23 protein-coding genes and 1 pseudogene are annotated in these 23,029 nt (G+C 42.8%); 18 read left to right on the forward strand and 6 right to left on the reverse strand.

Features of this window, described 5'->3' with window-relative positions; translation table 11 throughout:
• Positions 1 to 899: alpha/beta hydrolase (locus VJB08_05465; protein ID HLD43403.1), on the forward strand; the 899-nt coding region annotated here is incomplete at its 5' end.
• A gap of 109 nt (positions 900 to 1,008) precedes the next feature.
• Positions 1,009 to 1,764, forward strand: coding sequence for a hypothetical protein (locus VJB08_05470; GenBank protein HLD43404.1), 756 nt, complete (start codon positions 1,009 to 1,011; stop codon positions 1,762 to 1,764).
• A 54-nt stretch (positions 1,765 to 1,818) separates the two neighbouring features.
• On the opposite strand, the gene VJB08_05475 is transcribed toward VJB08_05470, so the two are convergent.
• Genes VJB08_05475 through VJB08_05485 form a run of 3 tightly spaced genes read right to left on the reverse strand, consistent with a single transcriptional unit; the run spans position 1,819 to position 4,079 of the window.
• Positions 1,819 to 2,730 carry a hypothetical protein gene (locus tag VJB08_05475; protein ID HLD43405.1) on the reverse strand — a complete coding sequence of 304 codons (912 nt, stop codon included), beginning with the start codon at positions 2,728 to 2,730 and terminating at the stop codon, positions 1,819 to 1,821.
• 5 nt (positions 2,731 to 2,735) lie between these two features.
• Complete coding sequence (locus tag VJB08_05480; protein HLD43406.1) at positions 2,736 to 3,806, reverse strand: hypothetical protein; 1,071 nt, start codon at positions 3,804 to 3,806, stop codon at positions 2,736 to 2,738.
• A gap of 27 nt (positions 3,807 to 3,833) precedes the next feature.
• Positions 3,834 to 4,079: a hypothetical protein gene (locus VJB08_05485; protein HLD43407.1), complete on the reverse strand. Its 246-nt coding sequence runs from the start codon at positions 4,077 to 4,079 to the stop codon at positions 3,834 to 3,836.
• Between the two features lie 107 nt (positions 4,080 to 4,186).
• Between VJB08_05485 and VJB08_05490 the strand changes: the two genes are divergently transcribed.
• The 11 genes and pseudogenes from VJB08_05490 (at position 4,187) to VJB08_05540 (ending at position 16,343) form a co-directional block, all read left to right on the forward strand.
• Positions 4,187 to 4,531, forward strand: a complete 345-nt coding sequence (locus VJB08_05490) for a hypothetical protein (GenBank protein HLD43408.1) — start codon at positions 4,187 to 4,189, stop codon at positions 4,529 to 4,531.
• Positions 4,532 to 4,576: 45 nt separating this feature from the next.
• A complete protein-coding gene (locus VJB08_05495; protein ID HLD43409.1) occupies positions 4,577 to 5,578 on the forward strand; it encodes a phosphate acyltransferase in 1,002 nt (333 codons plus the stop codon).
• Positions 5,579 to 5,591: 13 nt separating this feature from the next.
• Positions 5,592 to 7,025 carry a PEP-utilizing enzyme gene (locus VJB08_05500; GenBank protein ID HLD43410.1) on the forward strand — a complete coding sequence of 478 codons (1,434 nt, stop codon included), beginning with the start codon at positions 5,592 to 5,594 and terminating at the stop codon, positions 7,023 to 7,025.
• Positions 7,022 to 8,443, forward strand: a complete 1,422-nt coding sequence (locus VJB08_05505; GenBank protein HLD43411.1) for a PEP-utilizing enzyme — start codon at positions 7,022 to 7,024, stop codon at positions 8,441 to 8,443. Before VJB08_05500 ends, VJB08_05505 begins: the two co-directional genes overlap by 4 nt.
• Positions 8,440 to 9,804: a PEP-utilizing enzyme gene (locus VJB08_05510; protein ID HLD43412.1), complete on the forward strand. Its 1,365-nt coding sequence runs from the start codon at positions 8,440 to 8,442 to the stop codon at positions 9,802 to 9,804. Before VJB08_05505 ends, VJB08_05510 begins: the two co-directional genes overlap by 4 nt.
• Positions 9,801 to 11,384, forward strand: coding sequence for a PEP-utilizing enzyme (locus VJB08_05515; protein HLD43413.1), 1,584 nt, complete (start codon positions 9,801 to 9,803; stop codon positions 11,382 to 11,384). The genes VJB08_05510 and VJB08_05515 overlap by 4 nt, the downstream gene beginning before the upstream one ends.
• Position 11,385: 1 nt before the next feature.
• The gene (locus tag VJB08_05520; protein ID HLD43414.1) at positions 11,386 to 12,648 is read left to right on the forward strand and encodes a PEP-utilizing enzyme; all 1,263 of its coding nucleotides are present in this window, start codon (positions 11,386 to 11,388) and stop codon (positions 12,646 to 12,648) included.
• A gap of 221 nt (positions 12,649 to 12,869) precedes the next feature.
• A complete protein-coding gene (locus VJB08_05525; protein HLD43415.1) occupies positions 12,870 to 13,301 on the forward strand; it encodes a hypothetical protein in 432 nt (143 codons plus the stop codon).
• Complete coding sequence (locus tag VJB08_05530; GenBank protein ID HLD43416.1) at positions 13,294 to 13,887, forward strand: nucleotidyltransferase domain-containing protein; 594 nt, start codon at positions 13,294 to 13,296, stop codon at positions 13,885 to 13,887. Before VJB08_05525 ends, VJB08_05530 begins: the two co-directional genes overlap by 8 nt.
• A 1,218-nt stretch (positions 13,888 to 15,105) precedes the next feature.
• A pseudogene (locus VJB08_05535) lies at positions 15,106 to 15,330 on the forward strand (PEP-utilizing enzyme).
• Between the two features lie 11 nt (positions 15,331 to 15,341).
• Positions 15,342 to 16,343, forward strand: coding sequence for a PEP-utilizing enzyme (locus VJB08_05540; GenBank protein HLD43417.1), 1,002 nt, complete (start codon positions 15,342 to 15,344; stop codon positions 16,341 to 16,343).
• A 48-nt stretch (positions 16,344 to 16,391) separates the two neighbouring features.
• Here VJB08_05540 and VJB08_05545 read toward each other — a convergent pair whose 3' ends face one another.
• Positions 16,392 to 17,756, reverse strand: coding sequence for a coproporphyrinogen-III oxidase family protein (locus VJB08_05545; GenBank protein ID HLD43418.1), 1,365 nt, complete (start codon positions 17,754 to 17,756; stop codon positions 16,392 to 16,394).
• Between the two features lie 96 nt (positions 17,757 to 17,852).
• Here VJB08_05545 and VJB08_05550 point away from each other — a divergent pair, with 96 nt between their 5' ends.
• Both VJB08_05550 and VJB08_05555 read left to right on the forward strand, forming a co-directional pair.
• Entirely contained in the window at positions 17,853 to 18,596 is a 744-nt protein-coding gene (locus VJB08_05550; GenBank protein ID HLD43419.1) for a helix-turn-helix domain-containing protein, read from the forward strand.
• Between the two features lie 48 nt (positions 18,597 to 18,644).
• On the forward strand, positions 18,645 to 20,051 hold the full coding sequence (locus tag VJB08_05555) for a PEP-utilizing enzyme (protein HLD43420.1): 1,407 nt from the start codon (positions 18,645 to 18,647) through the stop codon (positions 20,049 to 20,051).
• Positions 20,052 to 20,060: 9 nt separating this feature from the next.
• Here the strand turns inward: VJB08_05555 and VJB08_05560 are convergent, their stop codons facing one another.
• Both VJB08_05560 and VJB08_05565 read right to left on the reverse strand, forming a co-directional pair.
• Complete coding sequence (locus VJB08_05560; protein ID HLD43421.1) at positions 20,061 to 20,441, reverse strand: type II toxin-antitoxin system VapC family toxin; 381 nt, start codon at positions 20,439 to 20,441, stop codon at positions 20,061 to 20,063.
• Positions 20,420 to 20,650 (reverse strand): antitoxin VapB family protein, encoded by a 231-nt coding sequence (locus VJB08_05565; protein HLD43422.1) that lies wholly within the window; start codon positions 20,648 to 20,650, stop codon positions 20,420 to 20,422. Before VJB08_05565 ends, VJB08_05560 begins: the two co-directional genes overlap by 22 nt.
• Before the next feature lie 133 nt (positions 20,651 to 20,783).
• Between VJB08_05565 and VJB08_05570 the strand changes: the two genes are divergently transcribed.
• The 3 genes from VJB08_05570 to VJB08_05580 form a co-directional block, all read left to right on the forward strand.
• Entirely contained in the window at positions 20,784 to 22,223 is a 1,440-nt protein-coding gene (locus VJB08_05570) for a PEP-utilizing enzyme (GenBank protein HLD43423.1), read from the forward strand.
• Positions 22,224 to 22,270: 47 nt separating this feature from the next.
• Positions 22,271 to 22,810, forward strand: a complete 540-nt coding sequence (locus VJB08_05575; protein HLD43424.1) for a nucleotidyltransferase domain-containing protein — start codon at positions 22,271 to 22,273, stop codon at positions 22,808 to 22,810.
• The coding region (locus VJB08_05580; protein HLD43425.1) for a HEPN domain-containing protein at positions 22,791 to 23,029 on the forward strand (239 nt) is incomplete at its 3' end. The genes VJB08_05575 and VJB08_05580, both read left to right, overlap by 20 nt.

Raw genomic sequence — 23,029 nt, forward strand, 5'->3', positions numbered from 1 at the left:
ACTTATACCGTAAATTGCTTAAGGAGCGAGCTCGGCTTAGTCATGGCATTCCTGGGCCTAAGAGGAGGCTTGATAATCTGTCAAGGACACTCCTCTCTATGGGTCTGAATGCCTTTGATATCACTTTTGGGAAAGAGATTGTGGATGGCTGTAACAAGAAAACCATGAAAAGCCTGAAGCCAGGGGATCAGGCGTATATCCTCCTTCACGGAACTTCGCAGAACGGTGGGGCATTTAGGGAGAGGATCAAGCAGCTTGAGGCAGAAGGCTATAAGGTCTTTGCTCCAAGTTACAGCTACTCAGATGCTTTGGCAAACCTGGATTCTGCAGCAGATTGGCTGCATGGATATATTAAGGGCATAAAAGGAAAGACAAAGGTAGCTCCTATAGTGGAGGGGCATAGCTTAGGGGCAATACTTGCTAAATATGGCTCTATGCAACGTCATTATACGAGCGATGATGTACGCCGTGTTGTGCTTGACTCTGGAGTCTTTGAAGGAACAAGCGATACCTGGCAGAAAAAGCTGCTGGAAGGCATTGAGTCTAATATCCAGAATGTGGATCCAAGGCACAGGAAAGGCAGGGAGACCATGCTCTACCTGAGCGGAGTTACCTCTTCTCCCTATAAAAGAAGAAGGACTAACACAGAGGTAATCACTGTTGCAGGAACAGGAGACAGGCTTGTAAATCCTGGGGCATCATTCCATCCTGATGCACGGCAAAATTATCTTGTTCCTGAAGGGACGCATTTTGACGGAGCTGGAGGAAACAGGGCATATGGAACCAATATCATCCACTTGGTAAAGGCTCAGGAAAAGGCTGGGTGGGGCTTTAAGGACTACACTCCCGAGAATAAGATTTATGAGAAGGTGCCTTTGGAATTGAAGAAGGTGGCGTAGGGGAGGAAACCCTGTTCTGCTGCTGAAGGTGAGACTGAAATGTGGTTGAAGAGCGGAATGAAATGAGTACCGCAGACTTTTCCGGGGCACATGACCGAGGACAGTAACAATGAAAGACCAGTTTGAGAGCGCAAAAAGGGAATTAGAGGGAATTTTAAGCAGAGAATGGAGTCTTAGAGGTTCAGCTCCAGATGAACGTAGGAGTCAATTAAGACAAATATATCCAGACGATACCGACGCCGAAATCGAAGATAAGTTGACGTGGGGAAACCCATATTATTTTAGGAAAGAGGCTCCTGAATTTAGAACTCGAGGAACAAACCAAATGATTTTAGGATTAGACCAAGGTTATGTTGGAAAAACTCGGTTATACATAGAAACATCTAACCATTATGTTCTGTATGCAATCCGTATCTATGAGCCAGATTTGGGTAAAACATTAGAAATACTGGAAGGACTGGGATTTGATGTTCCAGAGCATCATTACGTCGGAATTGAACATAAAGATGGAAATTTCAAGGTTGAAGATGGAGACTTTGGATTTGTAATTGCTCATGATTTAACAGAGAATGGAAAATACAGAGTCGAAGATGTGGAAGGCAAACATTTCGAAACTTTGTCAAATGGAGCAGAATTGAGACAACAATTAATTGATGCCTCAAGAATTTTACAAGAAATTTATGATAAGAAAAATCCATTATATGCAGGGGAAGTCAATGGTCATGTTACAGATGAAGGACCTCAGGAAGCATTTAGACATATGTTTTTTACTCAAATTGACTCAACTGCAAACACAGGAAAATTGGTGTTAGGTGATTTAGACCATGTAATTCTATATCGAAAGCCCCAAGCCCCTTCAAAGTAATAGCCCTCTTTCTCAATTGCAACTAACTAGTATCTCCTATAATCCTCGTAATATTTAACACAATCCCCCATAATCCTTATCCACCAGCACATGCCCTTTCTTCCATAATGCGACAGGAGCATTGTTGAGGATGCAGAGGGTTACATTTGGCATACCAATAAGTTCTCTGTCTTCGTATTCATTTGCGAGGATCCCTATACTTCCCTGTTTGCATTTTTGGCGCTCAACAATCTTTCTCTTTGCTTTTGCATTGGGGATGCTAAGCTCCTCTGAGGTTATGCTTCCGTCCTCTTTGCATTTTACCCTATTTGAGTGGAATGAGGAGCATGGGATCAATGAGGCATAGGCATGAACTCCTCCATTCTTCTCTGAGAAGCTCTGTGACATGCAGAGTATCTCCAGCCTTGGATTGAGCTTTTTTGTGCCAAGGAAAAGCTCCTGTACTCCCGGATAGAGGCTTCTCTTGAGCTCTTGTTTTGAGTAGAAATACCCTCTGAAATGGATATTGTTCCTCTTCATCACAGAGATAAAACGTTTTATCAGATGCTCATTGCTGATATGCCAAAAACCAAGGAAGTTGCTGCCATTTCGGACAAAGCGGCAGAGGTACATGTATGTTCCAGCAACTGCTAATGAGGCCAGTGTTCTCCAATGCCTTTTTTCTTTTGACAATCTCCATCTTTTTCTTGCAAAAGACCTAAAAACTATTTTAAGAGCATCCTTTGTAGTTTCTATTTTTCCGATTCCTTTGTAGGCTGCGCCAAAAAAACACCTAAAAAAGTAATCAATGAATATCCTGTTTGCGATACCAACCGTATAATGCGGGGCTATGGTGTCATCAATATCCACCACAAGAAGATCAAGGCTGCTGAGGCGCTTCCCAATCTCTGCTTTGGGCAGTTTAGAATATGCATTGTTTCCAAGGCTTCTAGGGAAATAGTATCTCCTGAGCAGTTTTGCTATCATCGAACTTAAGAAACCTTCTTCGCCGGTATTCCTCCCCATACCTCTCCATCGGGAACGTCCTTGTTCACAAAAGAGCCATCGAGGATCTTGCAGTTCTTTCCAACCCTTATTCCCGGGTGTACCAGAGCAAATTCTTCGATGATGCTGTTGTCCCCAACATCTGCCATTCCGCACCATACCCTTTCTACGGTGAAGGAGTGTGTTCCGATATATACGCGCTTCTTCAGCTCAACATTCTTTCCAATGGTAACCAGTTCAGGATAGATATGGTCAATATATGCGCCTCTCCTGATCTTTGCGCTCAGTGCGATCTTTGCTCCTGTTAAACGGAGCAGGAGGTTTTTCCACAGCCCTGCAGGAAACAAGCCGCAGAATTCAATGATCGCCGAGGTCCAGTAGATCCTGAATATTGAGCGCACTTTATACCAGTCATCCCCAGCATTCATCCTTTCTCCATTATAACGGACGATCAGCAGCCTCTCCTTTGAGTTCCGAATAAACCCCCTGATCTGTTTTCTGCTTGTTTTGTAGTAGCCAGGCTCATAATGCACTTCATCCCAGCCTGGCTCAAAATCCTTGATCTTTCTTGGAGTTTCTCCACCACCCCAGAACTCATTGTTTACAACCTTCTGATTGGTAAGGTTGGTATGCATGCCGATAAGGTTGTGGTCTCCCATCTCCACTGGCCCGAACACCGGAGAGTCTCCTCCAACAAGATTTGATTCTCCAATCTGTACCTTTCCAAGGATGAGTTTGCCATCTTTGATTGCATGATTCCAAAAATGAGTGTAGCCGCCTATAAGTGTGCCATCTCCTACTTTTGTCAGCTCAGGAAACCACCAGTCAAACAGGACATCCATGGGAAGGCAGACATCCTTTCCCAGCTTTACTCCTGAAAGCCTGTAAAGAGTGTTCTTGAATTTGCTTGGAGGGACTTTTCTTAAACATTGGAATAAAATGAATCTTAGAAAGACGAGAAGCCTGTTTCTCGGAGGCAGCTTTTTTGAATAAGGAATCTCCAGGGATATCTTGTCTGAGCTGATGAATCCTTGGATCTCTGATTTGAGCGAATCCATGCCTTTTTCCTCTGAATCTGGTAATCCTCACTCACTTATCAAATATTCTTTTATTTCCTTTAGTCTTTCTTTATTAAGCTGAATTGCTTTTTTGCTTTTGCTGTACCATACCAAAAAACCTTTTCTTAGTAATGACTCAACAGCTTCCTTCAGGCTTTTTATTTCGTGCGGAGGAATTCCGCTCAGGATATTCTCATATCGTATATGTTTGCTTCCAATAATTCTTTTTCTTAGCATCTTCTCGAGCAGGTATTTTTCAAAGGATTCTGTCATCTTCTTATGGCTCACTCACCTTCTAATATAAGGGTTTCTTATATCATGATACTTTGAAAGGCTCAAAATAGCAACATTTATAAATAATTCCGGTTTATTGAAATGCTATGGAAATCAAGACTTTAGAAGGGCCTAGTGCATTCTTACATGTCCTTGGAGACTCCCCTAGGAATCGGATCTTGGATTTTCTTCTTGGAGAAACTGAGCACGATTTTACTCTCAAGGAGATTGCAGTAAAGAGCAGAGTAGGCTATGCCACTATCAAAAGAATATGGGAGAATTTCATAGAATCAGATTTGGTCAAGGCAACACGAAGAGTCGGAAAGGCGGTATTCTACAAATATAACAAAGAGAGCATCAGCGGGAAAGCGCTTCGAAGGTTTTACCTGGAGATTCTCTTTACTGAAGCTGAGAAGGAAGCTAAGTCTGAACAGAAGGTTACTGTTCGATGAATCCTTTCTCATAATCTTTATAAACTTCTGCCTACTTGTAAGCAAGTGGGTGGTACTATGCTTGACTTGATGAAGATTGTTCGGGAAAAGGCGAGAAAGGCAAGGAAGAGGATATGCATCGCAGAGGCAGAGGATGAAAGGGTATTAAGAGCTGTTGATGCGCTTGTGAAGGAAAAGATTACGGATATTGTGCTGATAGGGAATGAAAAGAAGATACGGGAGCATGCAAAGGAGTTTAAGACGAATCTTGGCAGTTCGGAAATTATTGACATCCAGAGCTACAAGGACAAGGATATCCTTGTTACTGAACTCTATGAGCTGAGGAAGCATAAAGGCTTAAGCAGGCAGCAAGCCAAGAAGCTCCTTGAGGACTACAACTACTTTGGCTGCATGCTGCTGCATGTTGGGAAGGTGGATGCTTTTTGCTCAAGCTGTGTCTGCTCTACTGCTGAGCTTATGAGGCCTAGTTTGCAGGTCATCAAGACAAGAGAGGGAATCTCAACTGCTTCTGAAATTATGGTGTTTATTGACAGGAAGAAGGACAGGGTTTTCTTTGCCTCTGACGGAAGCATTGTGATTGAGCCTACAGCAGAACAGCTGGCAGATATCGCCTTGAATGCAGCGGATGTGTGCAGCTCATTTGGCTTTGAGCCAAAGGTTGCGATGCTTTCCTATTCAACACACGGCTCAGGAGAGCATCCGATCCTTACGCCAATCAGGGAAGCTATCAAGATCATAAGAGAGAAGAAGCCTGGGCTGATTATTGATGGAGAGATCCAGTTTGACGCTGCGACAAATCCTGTCTCTGCAAAGAGGAAATGCCACAAAGGAGATGTCTTGAAAGGAGAGGCAAATGTCCTTGTCTTTCCAAATCTAAGCGCAGCCAACATTCTTGGCCATGCCTGGATACAATTGGGTGTTCCAGAATACCAGTTCGGGATATCTGCTGGCATGAGAAAGCCGATTGTGATTTACGGAAGAAGCGCTACGTGGGAGAAGATACGGGATCTTACCATACTTGCACAGATGGAGGCGAATATGTTTTGATGCTGGAGGAGTCATGAAACCAACCAAAAAAGAAGTATTTGAGCAAATCAATAAGAAATGGTATAGGCAAGGCTTTAATTGCACGCCGCTGCTGCTAGGGCCATGCGGCTCCAGCGGCATGGATCTTAAGCCCACTTTGGGAGATACGATGCGTTCATTCCTTTATGAATTTAAGAATGACTATGGCCTTGCTTGTTATTCTTCTGAAGACCTTGATCGGCTTGGAGCTGTCATCCTAGGGAAAATAAGGTCAGAGCGCGATTTTCTTAAGAATGTTCGGAAAGAGTATGAAAGGACATTTAAAACTGCGCTTGGTGAGATTACTCCATCAATACGGTCCCTGTCATCATTTTCAGACAAGGAGCTCATACAACTTCTAGCCAACTCAGTTGCTACCATACGCTTGAGTGTCGGGCAGGCCCATATCATAGAGCCTTTTGCACTTACAACTGACCATTTCATCAAGAAGAAGCTTCGCAACTATATCAAAGATGAGAAAAAACTGAACCTATGCCTTTCAGCCTTATCGCAGCCCATCAAAAAGTCCTTTATCAATGAAAGTGAAGAGGAGCTCTATGCCCTGTCGCTTATCAAAGGCAAAGACAAACGAGCAAGAGCTATAACTATCTATCTTAAGCGGTTCTTCTGGATCAGGAACAGCTATGCAGGAAGAGTAAAGAGGACTGTTTCCGACATTGAAAAAGAGCTGGAATCACTGGGGAACTTTCAGCCTCTGGATACTGTGAAAATAAAGAAGGAGAAGAGAGAAATCATCAAAGAGCTTAAGCTTGATACAGATTTGATACTCCTTCTCGAAACCTCTGATTTTATGACAGAATGGCAGGATAAGCGGAAGAAGAACATCCTGACCGCAATTGACCCTATGGAAGCGGTTCTTGAAGAACTCGCCTCCCGGCTTTCTATTGATGTGAGCCTTTTAAGATACTTGTCTGAGTATGAGCTGGATGAGAACCTCCTTACCAACAAGAAGCTCAAAGCGACTCTGCAGGAGCGAAGGAAAGGCTGTATTTATTTTACTGCCGGAAATGGCTTTATTTTTCTTACCGGAGAAGACTATGCACGCTTTCATAAACAGGTGGGAGATGCTGACAAACAATTTTCAGAAGCAAAAGACATTCATGGGCTTACTGCATCATCAGGAACTGCTGTTGGGAAGGTCATGATCTGCAAGAGCATACAGGATATCTCTCATTTTGTCAGGGGAAGCGTTCTTGTGGCATCTATGACAAGGCCTGAATACCTTCCTGCGATGAAGAAGGCTGTTGCCATTGTTACTGATGAAGGAGGGATCACTTCGCATGCAGCTATTATCAGCAGGGAGCTTGGCATACCCTGCATCATTGGAACGAAGAATGCCACAAAAATCCTGAAGGATGGCATGCTTGTTGAGGTCAAGGCGAATCACGGGCTTGTGAGGATACTATGACGTGGACTGTCTACACAAGAGGGGCTATCCCTCTTTATCGATTATCGTGCGCAATCAAGGCAATTCATGATCTTGCCACAGAACTGAACGGGTCTTATTTTAAGTCTATCCTCTATGCAACTGAAGGTGATTCCTTTTGGTGGGCGTGGGATACCAAGGAGATTGAAGGACTGGGAATGCACATCCTAGGGAAAACAAAAACAGAGAAGGGCAGGAAAACACATTTCAGCGCGATGAAGCGTTATTTTGATAAGGCGATTACGTCAGCAGAGAGGGTAAGAACCCTTGACCTTGCCAAGCTTGGTGATGAAGACATCATCAAAGAGTACAGTGTGCATTATCATGAATCCAGCTTTGCTCACACATTAATGGACACTGATGTTGATGCTATCGATGTCCTTCCCGCAGAGATCCTCAAACAAAAGATAAAAGAAGCTCTGCCTAAATCGACAAGTGAAAAAGAATTCATTGAAGCCTATACTACCCTATCAACTCCTGCCCACACCTCCTATATCCTTGAGGAGGAGAATGAGCTCTTAAAGGTAATCCTGAGAAAAACAACTCTTGCCAAGGTTATTGAGAAATACTGGTGGACAAGTCTCGGTTGGGAATGCATGACTCCCAAGTCAAAAAGCGATTTTCTTAAGTTACTCCAAGAGCATCGGCGAAGTATAAAAGATCCTGAAAAAAAGCTGAAGGAGAACCAAGTGAATGTTCAGCGAATAAAGAAAGAACGTGATAACCTCCTAAAAAAATATTCTCTTTCTGAAGACATACAGAACCTTATAGAGCTCTTTGATACCTATGCGCGCTACCATGATCTGAGGAAAGAAATGCAGGTAAAGACAACCTATTCTTTCTATCTTTTGCTGCAGGAGGTCGCAAAAAGGACCAAGCAGGATATTGATGATCTGGAATGGTTATGGCATGACGAGGTTTGCGATCTTCTGCGAACACGCAAATCTGATAAGCAGGAGATCAAAAGAAGAAAGCAGGCGCTTCTTGTGCTCTCTCTTGAAAAAGGAATCCGCACTTATTCCGGAAGGGAAGCGATACGTGTACGAAGAAAGGAACTTGATGAAACGGTTGCTGATGTTGATGAATTAAAAGGCATGGGGGTTTCACCCGGAATCGTCAAAGCCCGCGTCAAAGTCTGCAATGGATCAAAAGAAGCAGCTACATTAAAAAAAGGAGAGATTTTAGTCACAGGCATGACCCTGCCTGATTATGTTCCTGCTATGAAGAGGGCAGCGGCAATTGTCACTGACGAGGGCGGCATCACATGCCATGCAGCCATTATCAGCCGGGAGCTTAAAAAGCCGTGCATTGTCGGCACAAAGATCGCTACAAAGGTCCTGAGCAATGGAGACTTGGTTGAGGTGGACGCCAATAAAGGCATTGTCAGGAAAATAAAATGAAAAAAACAATTATCCTGGACAGAATAAGCGGCATCGATGGGTGCATCTATCTAACTTCTCCTATACCTCAGCTTATCTCCTGGTCGAATAAGCTCTTCAGGCTTCAATTCGGAGATTATGCTATTGGCTTTCATGACGAAAGGAATTGCGATGAGTACGTTAGTTTCGAGTATTTTAGGAAACAATCTGAGCTGCTTGCGCAGATGTTCCTGAAGGCAGAGCTTACGTTTCCTTTTTTCTCCAATGTGCATAAAAACCTCCTAAAAGGGATTTCTCTCCTGGACACGCTTGCCAAACAGAAACTCAAGGGACTTCGCAGTCTACCTGACAGGGAATTGATTGCTTCGTATACTGTTTTCATGAAGGACTATACCTATTATTACGGTTGGGGAGCCATCACGTTCATCTATGAGCAGACACTTGCAGAAATGCTTGCCTCAGAGCTCCAGTCCCATGTTAAGAACCCTTCTGAATCTATTATGAGTTATATCCATTCCAAGAATAAGAGGTATGAGAGCTTTATGCTCCGCTATGACAAGGCTATCGGCAAGCTTAGCAAGAAAGACGATAAGAAGCTCAGGCATGGCCTGATTGAGAACTTTTACTATATTAAATCCAGCTATTTTGATGCTCCTGTGCTTGATAACCCTTCTATTGATAAGGATATCAGAGAGTTTACTTCACATAAGAAAAAAGTGGCTGCTTCCAAGGTTGACATCAAACATCTATCACAGAGAGAGAAAATAATGCTGAGGATCCTTGCAGCCTCTCTTCCTCTGCGGGATACCAGAAAGCAGCTGAACCTTATCGGAGACTTTATCATGATGCGATTTCTTGAGGAAGCTCTTAGGAGGAAGGGCATCCTGGATAAGCTTGCTCTCTTCAAAAGGATCTTTTGGCCTGAGTATAAAGAAATCTTTGATAATCCCGGAAAACTGGAATCAAGGCTGAAAAAGCGAACAGCAGCAACGCTTTACATCAATCCAAAGAGCGAGAAATTCTATCTTGGCTATCTCGCTGTGAAGGAACGCAGTTCTGGCGCAGGGGAATTGAAAGGCCTGGTTGCGTCAAAAGGAAGGGTTACTGGAAGTGTTCGGGTGATCCATGGCTCTCTGGATTTTCATCTCTTTCAGAAGGGAGAGATACTGGTTACTGACGCAACACGGCCTGATTTTGTTCCGATCATGAAGAGGGCAAAGGCAATCCTCACCCAGGAAGGTGGGCTTACTTCTCATACAGCGATCGTGAGCAGGGAGCTTCATATACCTTGTATTGTCGGGATACCTGGAGTAACTGTTTTGCTGAAAGATGGGGATAGGGTTGAAGTAGACGCCAATAAAGGAGTGGTGAGGAAAGTATGAACTGGAAGGACGTCCCGGAAATCCGCGTATCTGATGTTTTCAACGAACGCATTCTTAAGAACCGAAACTGGTACGAGAAAAGCTGGGGCGGAGTCCTCCATCCTCTCTTTATTGTGGGATATGGTGTTGTCCCCCTGCTAAATCAAAGGGTTAAGGATAGCTTTCCCATCGGAATCTGTTTTGTCCATAATGATAAGATGCGGTGGTTGTGGGACACCCGAGATATTGAGAGAATACGGGTTCGTATTTTGAACCTTCTTTCCGATAATCCCTCTTCTGTTTATGGTTGGGTTGATGCATGGAAGCAAGATTGGAAGGAATTCATTGCAGTGTGCTCTGCTCTTGAAAAAACTTCATTGCAAGAACTGACTGATGCAGAGCTCTCTGCAGCCTATGAGCAGCTTGTTGATGCATATATTCAAGAGAGCAGCCTTCCCTATCTGACAGACTCTTTCCTTGCTTCCGGAAAAACAGACTGGCTTGTAGATATGATCACAGAGGAAATACAGGATAAGGTTTCTAAAGAAAATATTGCTTCAACTCTGGCTTGCCTTACAGCTCCTGTGCATACCTCCTTTTCCCAGGATGAGCGCATAAGCCTCTTATCATTGGCAGAAAAATTAATTCGTAAAAAAGATACCAGGGAGGTCCTTAACACATGCAACTCCGAAGCCGTTCTTCGTTCTGTTAAGAAATACCCTTCCTTGCTCAAACTCCTCAGTGATCATGTTTCGCATTTCTATTGGGTTGAAAACAGTTACTATGAAGCCCCTTTCCTTGACGAATCCTATTTCCTCAAGACTATCTGCGAACTTTCCAAGACCTCTGATATCCTTTCTTCCTATCGTAAAGAGGCAGGGCTCTGCTTGGAGAACAAAAAGCGCAAGCAGGCCTTATACAAAAAATTAAAAATATCTGAAAGGCTCAGGTCCATCATAACCCTGTCAGAAGATTTTTCTAAATGGCAGGATACAAGAAAATCATGCGTGTTCCGTGTCAATCACTTTATCTTTAGGATACTGGATGAGATGGCAAGCCGCCTGAAGCTGCCTCCTGCGGAACTCTATTATACCATCCCATCCGAACTTCAATCTGTTTTTCTGGATAGGAAGTATGACCGAAAGAAACTGCAGCTGCGGAGATCAGAAGGCTGCGCGTTTGCCTTTACAGCTAAGGGCTGGAGGCTGTTTGAGGGAAAAGAATACCGGGGAATCGACCAGGATATCTTCTTTGGAAACCCCGGTCAAAGAAAAGTCCTCAAAGGAGTTCCTGCATCTCCCGGAAGCGCCAAAGGAACCGTACGTGTTGTGTTTAAGCCCCATGAACTCAGGAACGTGAAAAAAGGAGAGATTATTGTCACCAACAACACTACTCCTGATTTTGTTCCTGCGATGAGGAGGGCTGCTGCAGTGATTACCGAGCAGGGCGGCATCACCTCCCATGCAGCGGTTGTTTCAAGAGAGCTGAAAATCCCATGCATTATCGGGATCAAGCAGGTTACGTATATATTGGAGGATGGGGATCTGGTTGAGGTGGATGCAAGCCATGGTGTTGTAAAAATACTGAAGAAATCCCGATAACATGAAAAAAAACGAACTTAAAAAGAAGGTGCTGCGATTTCGCTGGGAATGGTGGGCGGAGAGGCCCTTTGGAGCATTTATCTTGTCGTTGTTTAAAGAGGGCCAAACCCGGTCGTATATGCAAAAAATTGGAGTTGATGCTCAATGGCCTGCAATGCTTTTCCAGAATGGCTGTTGGTATAAGAGCGAAGAAGTGTGGGATTTGTTCGAAAATCAGTTGACAGGATACCTATCCGACGGTGGATCTGTTTTTCAGATTACAAGAGGCTGCGAGTTATATGGGGAACATTCCAAAAAACAAATTCAGAAACTTATCAAGGCTGATATGACTCCGCGAAAAAAGCTCCAAGAATTACACAATGTCCTTGCACTGGATATTGCTTTTGTGTGGGTGACTCATGGGCTCGAGCATTTGTATAAAAAAAGGCTATACAATGAAATTCCTAAATATTTCAGCGGAGACGTTGAAAAGTTTATTGGTGATGCCAGCATTCCAGCAAAAAAGAATGCCCATTACTACCTTGAGAAATCCTTGCGCAGCAAACAAAGCCTTAAAAGCGTGCAAAGACGTTTTGGCTGGATAAAAGCGAGGGACGGATTTTCTGATCCATACACTATCCAGGAACTCGCAGCTGAAAGAAAGCGTTTAATCGTTGCGGATCCTGCGCATATCCGAAGAATAAAGGTTCCAGAGGAACTTAAGCCTTTAGTAGATATTACAAAGGAACTCGTTTATTTGCGGACATTGCGCACCGATCTCCTCTACGAGTTGCTATTCATAAGCAGGCCTATTCTTAAAGAAATCGCGAATGTGTACGGAATCCCCTTTAAGGAGCTTAGAGATTACTCAATCCACGATTTAATCTCAGCCAAGCCGAGGAAGTATCCAAAGCAGGTTACAGCAATCAGCTTTGGTAAGAATTTCTTTTTTTTTGATGCGCCTATCCTTAAGGGTGATATAGAAAGTATCAAAGACCTGAACCAGCTTTCTGGAACAATCGCTAATCGGGGCATTGCTATAGGAAAGGCAAAAATTGTAAAGACTGCTTATGAAATCAGCAAGGTGAATCGTGGGGATATCCTATTAGCCCCAACTACTGCTCCTTCTTACATTATTGGGATGAAGAAGGCTGCGGCATTTGTAACAGATGAAGGGGGATTACCTCTCATGCAGCGATTATCGCTCGAGAAACGGGGAAACCGTGCATCATCGGAACCAAGCACGCAACACATATCTTTAAGGACGGCGACCTTATCGAAGTAGACGCCAATAAGGGCATAGTGAGGAGACTCTAACTGGGGCAGTATCCTGCCGTATTTTCTTATATATGAAATGTACTTCATATATTTCTGAAATATATGAACTTTAAGTAAAATTCTAGGAACCGTTATGTGGGGGAAGGCCCCTTGGGTATAAAATATACCTATCAATAGGATTAAAATATACCATAAACTTTAAAAATAGAAGGTAATTTCTATACCAAGATGACCACGATCGCAGACCATAAGCGCAAGATTCGGGAACATGTTGAGGAGATCAATGATGCAATTGATTATGGGATAGAAAAACGCCCAATCACTCTGGGTTTTCATGCGTCTGCCTGCGGCGTAGAGCTCCTTGAGCTTTTCCTTCATAAGTCAGACCTTATCTCTACAGGGAAGGTTGTCAAGCACAGCTGGTTCAAGAGGCCCCGGCAAGATCAGAAGATTGACCCCCTCATAGAAAGAAAGCTGCCTGTTCATTTTGCAGGAAAGGAGGATATCTATAACCTTCTTTATTCTGTAGAGGAAAACCGAGATGCCTTAGTCTATGGGAAGTGCACAAAGAGCCAGATAGAGTCTGTTATCACTGCCTTCTTTAGCCTCAAAAAGGAGATTGAGAAGAAACTTCATGAATTAGGTGAGAGCCTTGATTAAGAAAACCGAGCTCATAGCTGTTGCATTTTCCTTCCTAAGCTTTGTTTTCCGGGAGCCTTACCAAAAAGGTATCCGCAGGATTATCCTCTATGGATCTGTGGCAAGGAATGAGTTTGATGAGGGAAGCGATATTGATCTCTTTTTTGACTGCGGCAATGAGGCTGAAACAAAAAAGCTTGTCAGCAGGGCTCTCGCCAAGTTCTATGCTTCCCAAGAGTGGGGCAAATGGAAGTTAAAGGGAATCACCAACGAGATCCAGCCCATGGTTGGCTCATTGGAGGAATGGGACCTGAAGCAAAGCGCTGAGAAGGAAGGCGTCCAGCTCTACTCTTCTACTGCTGCGCCGCACCTTATGAAATACTACTTATTTTCCTTTTCTGCTCTTACTCCTCTTTCCAGAAGAAACCGGGTTATCCGCAGGCTTTTTGGGAGAAAAGGATATAACCAAGCCGGGATTGTGGAGCGCTACGGAGGAAGCAAGATTACTCCAAGATCTTTTCTTATCCCCCAAGATGGAGTAAAGGAGGCAACAACAGTACTATCCAAGGAGAAGGCAGAATTCAGCTTCAAAGAGGTGTGGATGTGAGGCAGAGAAAGGAGTGGTGCGGAAACTAAAATGATTGATCCAAAAAGAAGGCTTTTCAAATGGGGGCCGATTGACGGCAAAATCCTGTATACCGACTCCTTTATGGATCACATGGTGTTGTTCCAGAAGGAATTTCCGTACAGCTGGCCGGATACTCTTGATTTCATATCGAACGATAAAATCCTGATTATCCTGGATTATGAAGATCTGTACTCTGTAGGAGAAAGGATGTTTCGTGAGCTTATCCTTGAAGAAAAGAAGAAGAAAGAACTCTACCATGAGTGGATTCATTATTGCAGCAGAATCGAGAAGCTCCTGAAGAGGACTACCCCCGGGTTTCTGAAGTGCCTTGCAGATGAAGGGCTAACCAAAGAACTTCAGGCTTTCAACGCCATCTACGATAAATTCTGGTCATACGGATTTGTCCCAGAGATTGCAAACTGGGGAGGGGAGAGGATCCTGCATAACAAAATCAAGGAAGCGTATCCGGATGCCTTTAACGAGATTCTGGAGATACTGTCAACCCCTGAAGAGCTCTCCTTCTACCAAAGAGAAGAGCTGGACTTGTTGAGGATAAAGCTCAAGAAGAACAAATCAAAATACATCAAGGGCCACCAGCAGAGTTATTTCTGGATAAAAAACAGCTATGGAGGTGTTCTGGTAACGCCCGAAAAGGATTTCAGGAAGCGGCTGGACGAAGTATCTTCTGCGGAAGCAAAGAAGAAGGTATCTGAGATACTCCATTATACACAATCGGTTAAAAGAAAGAAGCAGGACGCGATCAGGAAGCAGCATATCGCAAAAGATGTCCAGACTATCGGATCAAACCTCAGCTTTACGATATGGTGGCAGGATCTCAGGAAAAAATACATCTTTATGGCGCTCCACATCATAACCCTCTTCGCTTTCGAGGTTTGCCGGAGAAACAAGGTTCCTGAAAGAGATGTCCTGTTCTATAATCCCGGAGAGCTGTTCAATCTGGCAGCGCATCATGAAAAGGCACAACACATGGCCCAAAGGAAGAGAGGCTATGCCTCTTATTATTCTGAAAAGAAGAATGCTGTAACCTATCTCTATGGGGAGAAGGCGCTTGCATTTATGAAACCTTATACTTCTCTAAAAATCGATACAAGCATCAAGGAATTCTCGGGCCATGGCGTAAGCAAAGGAAAAGCAAGAGGCCATGTATGCATACTGACAGGAGCACGGCATTTTGGCAAGCTTAGGGAGGGGGATGTCCTTGTCGCATCAATGACAAGCCCAGAATTCGTCGTTGCGATGAGGAAAGCAGCTGCTATTGTAACAGACGAAGGGGGCTATACAAGCCATGCAGCAATCGTAAGCAGGGAGATGAAGAAGCCGTGCATTGTAGGGACAAGGATAGCGACAAGGGTTTTGAAGGATGGGGATTATGTTGAGGTGGATGCTGATAAGGGGATTGTGAGGAAAGTACGATGAATAATGACTGGTATGAGGGAGCTGCAAGAGAACTTTCTTTCTTCACAACGACAGAGATTATCAAAGCTTACACTTCTATGCAGAAGAAATATGGCATTGCTTTCTATAGTGTCTTGTTCCACAGCAAGAAAGGAGTTCTTCGGATGATTCGGAAGAAGTCGGAATTAAATGCAATAATTGATTTTATTGAACATCAATCTGAAGAATTCGTTATTGGACAGTTTAAGAAGGCGCTCTCCTTATACGAGAAACTGAAGAAGGCACTTCAAAAAAAGGCACTGACTCAAGGAAAGTTTCAGAAAGTCATCTCTTTATGTGAAGAACTCTGGGCCTACAATATGTTCTGCATCTATTTCACCTACGCTACAGAGAGAAAAAGAGTCAAAGAAATATCTGGCAGAAACTATGCCCTTGTTGCAAAAGTAAGAAATGAAATCTGTAATGTGTTGATATTGGAGCGCTTCTTACGGCATCAAAAGATTGACTTATCTGAACTGAATGGAAGAGAGATCCAACTCTATCTCGACAAGAAAGAACTTCCTGATGAGAAGGAGTTAAAGGAACGAAGAGAAGAATATCTTATATTCATGCAGGATCTAAAGGCAACAAGGATACCTAGATCAAAGATACAGTCTACCCTTATACACTATATTGAGGATGCTGATTATACCCATCTACGAGAACTGAAAGGCATAGTGGCATTCAAGGGAAACGTTTCCGGGCCTGCCAGGATAATACTGAGAAAAAAGGATCTTCATTTGTTGAAGAAGGGGGAAATCCTTGTTACGTTAAGCACAAGTCCTGATTTTGTTCCCTACCTCCTAAAATCAGTAGGCATCGTCACAGATTACGGAGGGGTTGTGAGCCATGCAGCTATCATCGCCAGAGAGGAAAAAATACCCTGTATTGTTGGAACTAAGATAGCTACTAAGGTCTTTAAGAATGGCGACTTCGTTGAGGTGGATGCAAATAAAGGAGTGGTGAGGAAGATTAAATGAGGCTCAGGCATTGGGCTACGCCGCAGATGGAATGGACATTAAAGTAATCTATAATCCATCTCTCCCAAATTTGTTGCCTAACTCTTCTAATCTCCTATTAACCTTACTGGAATAAAACATTGCTGCAATCTCTTCGGCGATTATTAATCCGCCTAAGCTTAACCGAATTACATCTTCATCTTTTTCTAATAGTCCTTTATTTTTTAAATCTTCAATTTTATCTCCAAGCGGAATATCTATCGGAACACCAAATCTGTCAAAAAATAATTTTTTATCTATCCCTCCTGATGGTTTATTTATGCCACTTGTTTTAATTCCAAAAACAGCAAATCTTATCATTTGCTCTTCTGCTGTCAATCGCTCTCCAGATTCAACAGCTAAACTCCCTGATTCAATTCTTGATATATAATCTTCAAGACTTTTTCTCATATTTTCTCCAAATCTTCCAACATTCCTATAAGTAAAACCATTAAACCAAGAATATGCAGAAGCTCCCAATCCAATTAACTCAGAACCAAAATGCCATTTTTGTTCTTGCTGTCTAAATTCCTTTTGCGGCAATGCAAATTGATTTGGGGAAATTTGGATGTATCCTGTATCAATTAAAAATTCTAATGCTCGAATATACATTTCCATTGCCTCTTCTTTTGATGGAAAGAGAGACTCATTTCTTTTGCTAAGAGTTGTTCTTCTTTCTTTTCTTAAATGATATAAAGTAACATAATCCGGTTTTAAATCTCCGATTATACATAGAGTTTCATCCCATAATCCTAGTGTTTGTTTTGGTAATCGGTACATTAAATCGATGTTAATTCTTTCAAAACCATGTTTCCTTGCCCTATGATAAGAATCAATGGCCTCTTGTCCTGTATGTCCTCTGTGTCTTGCAGCCAATACTTCATCGTGAAAATCTTGAACGCCTATACTAAGACGATTTATACCACCTTGAATCATTGTTAATAGTATTGCATCATTTAAGGTGTCTGGCGTTGATTCTGAGGTAATCTCTGCATCTTCATTAAATAATAATTTATGTCGAATATAACCGAGTAGTTGAGAAAACTGTCTTGTGCTTAGTCGGGTTGGGGTTCCGCCTCCAAAGAACAAACTGCTTACTGTTCTATCTCCTAAATCACTTCTTTCTAAATATATACCTAATTCTTTCTGAACGGCATTAACATATCTATCTCGTTCATTCTCACTTAATCGTTTCAGTTTGTAGAAAGAGCAAAAGTCACAAATATAAGGGCAATCGGGTATATGGACATACAATCCAATAGATGGTTTTCTCAGGACATCATTTGCTTCAACAGTTGGTCTGATAATTGGTGGGGGATATTCTACAACGAAACTATATTTTTCAACACCCCTAAAAGGTGCTACTTTGGTTATTATGGCTCTATCTATTGTCATAACAACTCTGTAGTAGTCATTTCTATATAAGATTATGTTGTAAATCTATTTACTACAACAGTAAAAATTAAATAGTAGTTATTAATACTGATACTCATGAAAGAGAAAGCACTCAGAAAATTTGGATTAAGTGATAGAGAAATAAGAGTTTATATAGTTTTACTAGAATTGGGCGAAGCTCTGGCTTCCAAAATAGCTCAAAAGACAGATACTCCAAGAACACTCGTTTATGATATCTTAGAAAAGTTATTAGATAAGGGTGTTGTAAGTTATGTGATTAAATCCAATAAAAAATATTTCTCTGCTCTTGAACCAAGCAGTTTGATAGAAGTTTTGAGAAACAAAGAATGGGAAAAAGAAAAACTCGTTCAGGAAGCTCTACCAGAATTGCTATCTCTAAAACATAAAGATTTAGATAAAAAAACAAAAGTTGAAATTTATGAGGGAAAAGAAGGAGTTAAAACTTTATTTAATGATGTATTAAAAGTTGGAAAAGAATTTTTATGTTTTGGTTCTACTGGAATTTCCCCGGATATACTCCCTTATGAACTATCAAGATTTCATAAAGAGCGGATAAAAAGAAAGATACATTGGAAAGTAATATATAACAATGATGAATTAGGAAGAAAAAGAGGCATGGAGGCGAGTAAGTGGAAATATTCTCAAGTAAAATATATGGAAAAAACCAGCCCTACTACGACCTATTGCTATGGGAATAAAGTTGCTATTGTTTTATGGATAAAAGAAAGGTTGTTAGCTGTCATGATTGAAGATGAGATTATCACAAATTCATTTAAAGAATTTTTTGAAGTCTTATGGAAAAATGCAAAATCAATTTAGCGAGAACTCAACTATATTTAACTTATATCTGCAAAGAGCGGCAAGATCATGACAGCACCCAAAAAAGTCCGCTGGCAGAAATTCTTTTCCAGAGGCCAGCATCCTGTGCTTATTAGTGATCTGGCCTGGCGCACGCTGCAGCTCCAGCCTGAGGTCCTTGGTTTGTCGGCGATGCATTACTATAAGCGCGACGTGCGATCAACCTATTTTGATTCTGGCGAATACCAGCATTTGCTTGGCGTTCTGAGAAATCAGCTAGCGCAAAAGCCGCATCAGGTGTTGGCGATCCTGAAACAGTTTGAGAGAGATGCAGCTTCTCTTATTCGATTGGCTCGCAGCTTTGCCAGGTATGACTGGCCAAAGGCATCTGACTCCGCCTTGCGCTCTCGCTTAACGTCCTTTCTCAAGCGCTTTGTTCCTCTTTTTACTTCGGTTTATTACCCTCTTTGGGTGGAGGAGGCAGGCACAGATCTCTTGCATGGGCTTCTGAAAAGCAAGCCACAGCCAGAGCGGGAACGATTTTTCTGGCAGGCAACCCGGCCTGACAGGCTGACCACCAGAGATCGCTATCGTCTTAGCATTTTACAGGCTAGCCAGCGTCTGACAAGAGATAAAACTCTAAACAAAAAGAGAATCGCTGGCGAGGCAAGAAGCATTGCAAAGCAGTTTGATTATCTTGCGTCCTATATGCTGCGGATTGAACGTTATAGTGTTGCGGATATCGAGGCAGAGCTGCGCCATGTTGCTGGGCAGAACCCGGCTAGCCAGCTGCAAGCCAGACGGGAGGCAGAAGCAAAGCAGACAGCTGCAATGGGCCAATTATTGCAGAATCAAAGCCAGAAGGTTCAGGATGTTGCACGGGTATTAGCGTACGATGTCTGGCTCCGGGACGAGCGCGTTACGTGGTATGCACGAATTTTTACTTTCTTAGAGCCGATGGTTAAAGAAGCAGCTAGGCGGGTGGGCTTAACGTACTATGAATTTGTTCAGCAGACGCTTGATGAGATCGCTTCAGGCAATACCCCTCCTAAGCGAAAGCTTCAGGAGAGGCTTCAAGGATATTCATACCTGGTTATTAATGATACCGTAAAAATATCTACATTCCGTCATACCAGGACTGCTGAAAGCACTAAAACTGAGGTGCATGGACAGACGGCTTTTCCCGGTAGAGTTAAAGGAATCGTACGATTAGGCAATGCTTATATTTTCCATCAGATACTGCCTGGAGAGGTTATTGTTTCCGGCATGACAACTCCAGAGGCAACCGCTTATGTTAAAAAAGCAGCAGCGATTGTTACTGATGAGGGTGGCATTACCTGCCATGCGGCGATTGTGGCTCGTGAGTTTAAGATTCCAACTATCATTGGAACAAAAATAGCGACAAAGGTTTTGAAGGATGGGGATTATGTTGAGGTGGATGCAAATAAAGGCATTGTCAGGAAACTGGGCAGATAATCTTTGCTCTCACTTCAGTGGATGCAGGCGCAGCTCCTTTATGCGGTCGAAATCTTTGATATTGAGTGTTGCTAAAGGGCATTGATTAACAATAGCCGTTGCTGCGATAAAAATGTCGCGTATACCTATCAGCCTTCCTGAGGATTTCAGCTGTTTGAAGACCTCTGCAGCTTTTCTGGCGCAGTCTTCGGACAGGCTAAGAATCTCTGTGCGGGAAGCGAACTGATCAATGGCATCGAGGTTTTTCTCCCTTAAATATAATTCAAAGATGCTGATGGAGGTGATGCACATCACCTTATCCTGGCAGGTATCAAGGAAGGCAGCTCCTTTTTTAGTCCCTTTCAGTATCTCAATGGCAATATCAGAATCTATGCATACCTTTTGTTCCATTTGGCATACTCCTTTCTCAGACTTTTCCTAGAGCTTTCGTACTCTGCGTCTGTCCTTTCCAGCCTTCCTAAGCATGCCCTCAAGCTGCTTCCAGTCTTAGAACTCTTTCTCTCCATAAGCGCCCGAATGGCCTCGCTGAAGCTCTTATCTTCCTTCATCTCCTTCAATTCTTCATAGACTTTATTTGCGATCATGATCGTTTTGGCCATAGTATACATATATATATACATATATATAAAAATGTTTCGGTCGCAGGCTGATTGGGTATATTTGAGGACTCGCCGCTCATGAATAGTATCCCAATAAAGCTTTTTATATGGCTCATGATTAGGGAGGAATATCATGCCATCTTTTAACGTCAAGGAACTCAAAAAGATCGACTGGAAACTCATGGCGAACCGGAGGGAGGCGCTTCTGTTCAGGTCTATCACTGACAATGCCTATGCTCAATTCGAAACTTTGACAGGGATCCCCTGGAGAGCCAACTCTGTCCTCTGGTTCAGTGATGGGGATATGATCTTTAGCGAGGCTGAAGTTGAAAAGCTGCGCTCCGTCTTTGTGAAAGGAGGGATAACTCTTCTTTCTAGCTTTCGCGACAAGCTGATTCGCGCTGTCCAGGCATTTGATGACTTCAGCCATAGCCTTGAAGGGATTGATTACAGCAGAAAAACGAAAGCTGAGCTTCTTAGCCTTACAGAAACGTATTTCACGATGGCCCTTTCCAGCCATGCATTCCTATTTCCTGTTTTTGTTTCTGATGGCGTAATCTCAAGGCTGATCCTTGATCTGCTGCCTGGGTCGGACGATGAAAAGCAATCCAGGCTTTCAGTCTTAGTATATCCTGAAAAAGAAAACATCCATGTACAGGAAGAACTGGATTTTTATCGGATTGTTGGAGCCAAGGGAAATCGAGACCGCCTTATTGCATCCCATCTTCAGAAGTACGCCTGGATAGGAGCACGGTGGTACTTTTTTGAGAACTTCTGGAGAACGGAAGATGTCTTGGGGCGGGTACAAAGTGGTTGCCACAAAGACCCTCGGAAGGAGATCGAGGCTCTGAACATGCTTAGGAGGCAGATCCTTACCTCTGCCAAAGACTTGGAGAAAAGACTGGAAATTGCTCCTGGATCTTTGCTCTCAAAGTATATCTGTCTTGCCAGAGAATTTGCTTATTTGCGCACCTGGAGGACTGATGTGGTGTACCGAGCAGGTTACTTGGCAAGAGGCTTGTTCTATGAAATTTCTAAACGAGCTGGATTAAAGAAAGAGGATGTAATCTATCTTACGTTCTCAGAAGCTGTAGACACGGCAAAGACGGGACGAATGCCGGTATCCCTGCAAACCATTCATAAGCGGAAAAAAGCCTTTGCTACAATGCTCTTCAATGGGGACTATATCGTTCTTGTTGATGAGAAGCAGATAGAGGCGTTGCGGAGCTTGGTCAAGCAAGTACCTGTATCAGATTCTGTCAAGGGCAGCGTTGCGTTTTCAGGAAAGGCAAGCGGGAAAGTAAAAATCGTCTTTACAACGGAAGACCTCAAGCATTTCAGGTTAGGTGATATCTTGATTGCTGTCATGACCTTTCCGCACTTCATTTCTGCTATGGAAAAAGCAGCAGCGATTGTTACTGATGAGGGTGGCATTACCTGCCATGCGACGATTGTGGCTCGTGAGTTTAAGATTCCAACTATCATTGGAACAAAGATAGCGACAAAAGTTTTTAAGGACGGCGATCTTGTTGAGGTTGATGCTGATAAAGGGGTTGCCCGGATACTGAGATAACAATAAACAGAAATGTTTATAAATAATGAACACTTCGTTCTATTAAAATGAACATATTCCCCTTGCTTACAAGCACGAATATCAGGATACTCAAGTTAATAGACAAAGAGCAGCTTCACATACGGGATATTGCAGATAATCTGGGGATCTCTCCGGGAACTGTTCATAAGCTTGCCGCTTTCTTAAAAAAAACCGGATTAGCATCTGAAACAAAGCAGAAGAACAGGATACTCCTCAGCTTAAACAAACACCATCCCATACTAAAAGAGATAAAACGCATAATCAATTTCAATGATATCCTCAATGCGCCTGCGTACCGCAAGCTGAGGAAATTCGGGAAAATCGGGATTTACGGAAGTTTTGCAAGCGGCACGAATGACAAGGACAGCGATCTGGATATCTGGATTCAGACAAGTCGGAAAGAGCTTGAGTTACGGCCCCTTATACGGGAATTGGAAAAGCGATTAAACACGAGAGTAAATCCTGTGTTCCTGACGAGCCAAAAGATAATCTCCTTAAAGAAGGACGACCCTGAGTTTTATACAAGATTATTGTTAACATCAATCGGTGACTTATTTGATCAATGAGAAAGAATGCTTTCAGAAAGGCCTCTTAAGAAAGACCTCCCCTCAATTGGACCTGGCTAAGAAGGATTTGAAACAGGCAGAGTTCTTCCTTAAAGAAGCAGAGGAATTATTAGATCTGAAAAAGAAGCACATAGCAGCATTATCCTTATATAATGCGTTCTTCCATGCAGCAAGGTCATTATTGTTTAAGGACGGAATCAAAGAAAGAAGCCATTATTG

It is taken from the genome of Candidatus Nanoarchaeia archaeon (assembly GCA_035290625.1).
In the GTDB taxonomy this organism is placed as follows: Archaea; Nanobdellota; Nanobdellia; order Woesearchaeales; family DATDTY01; genus DATDTY01.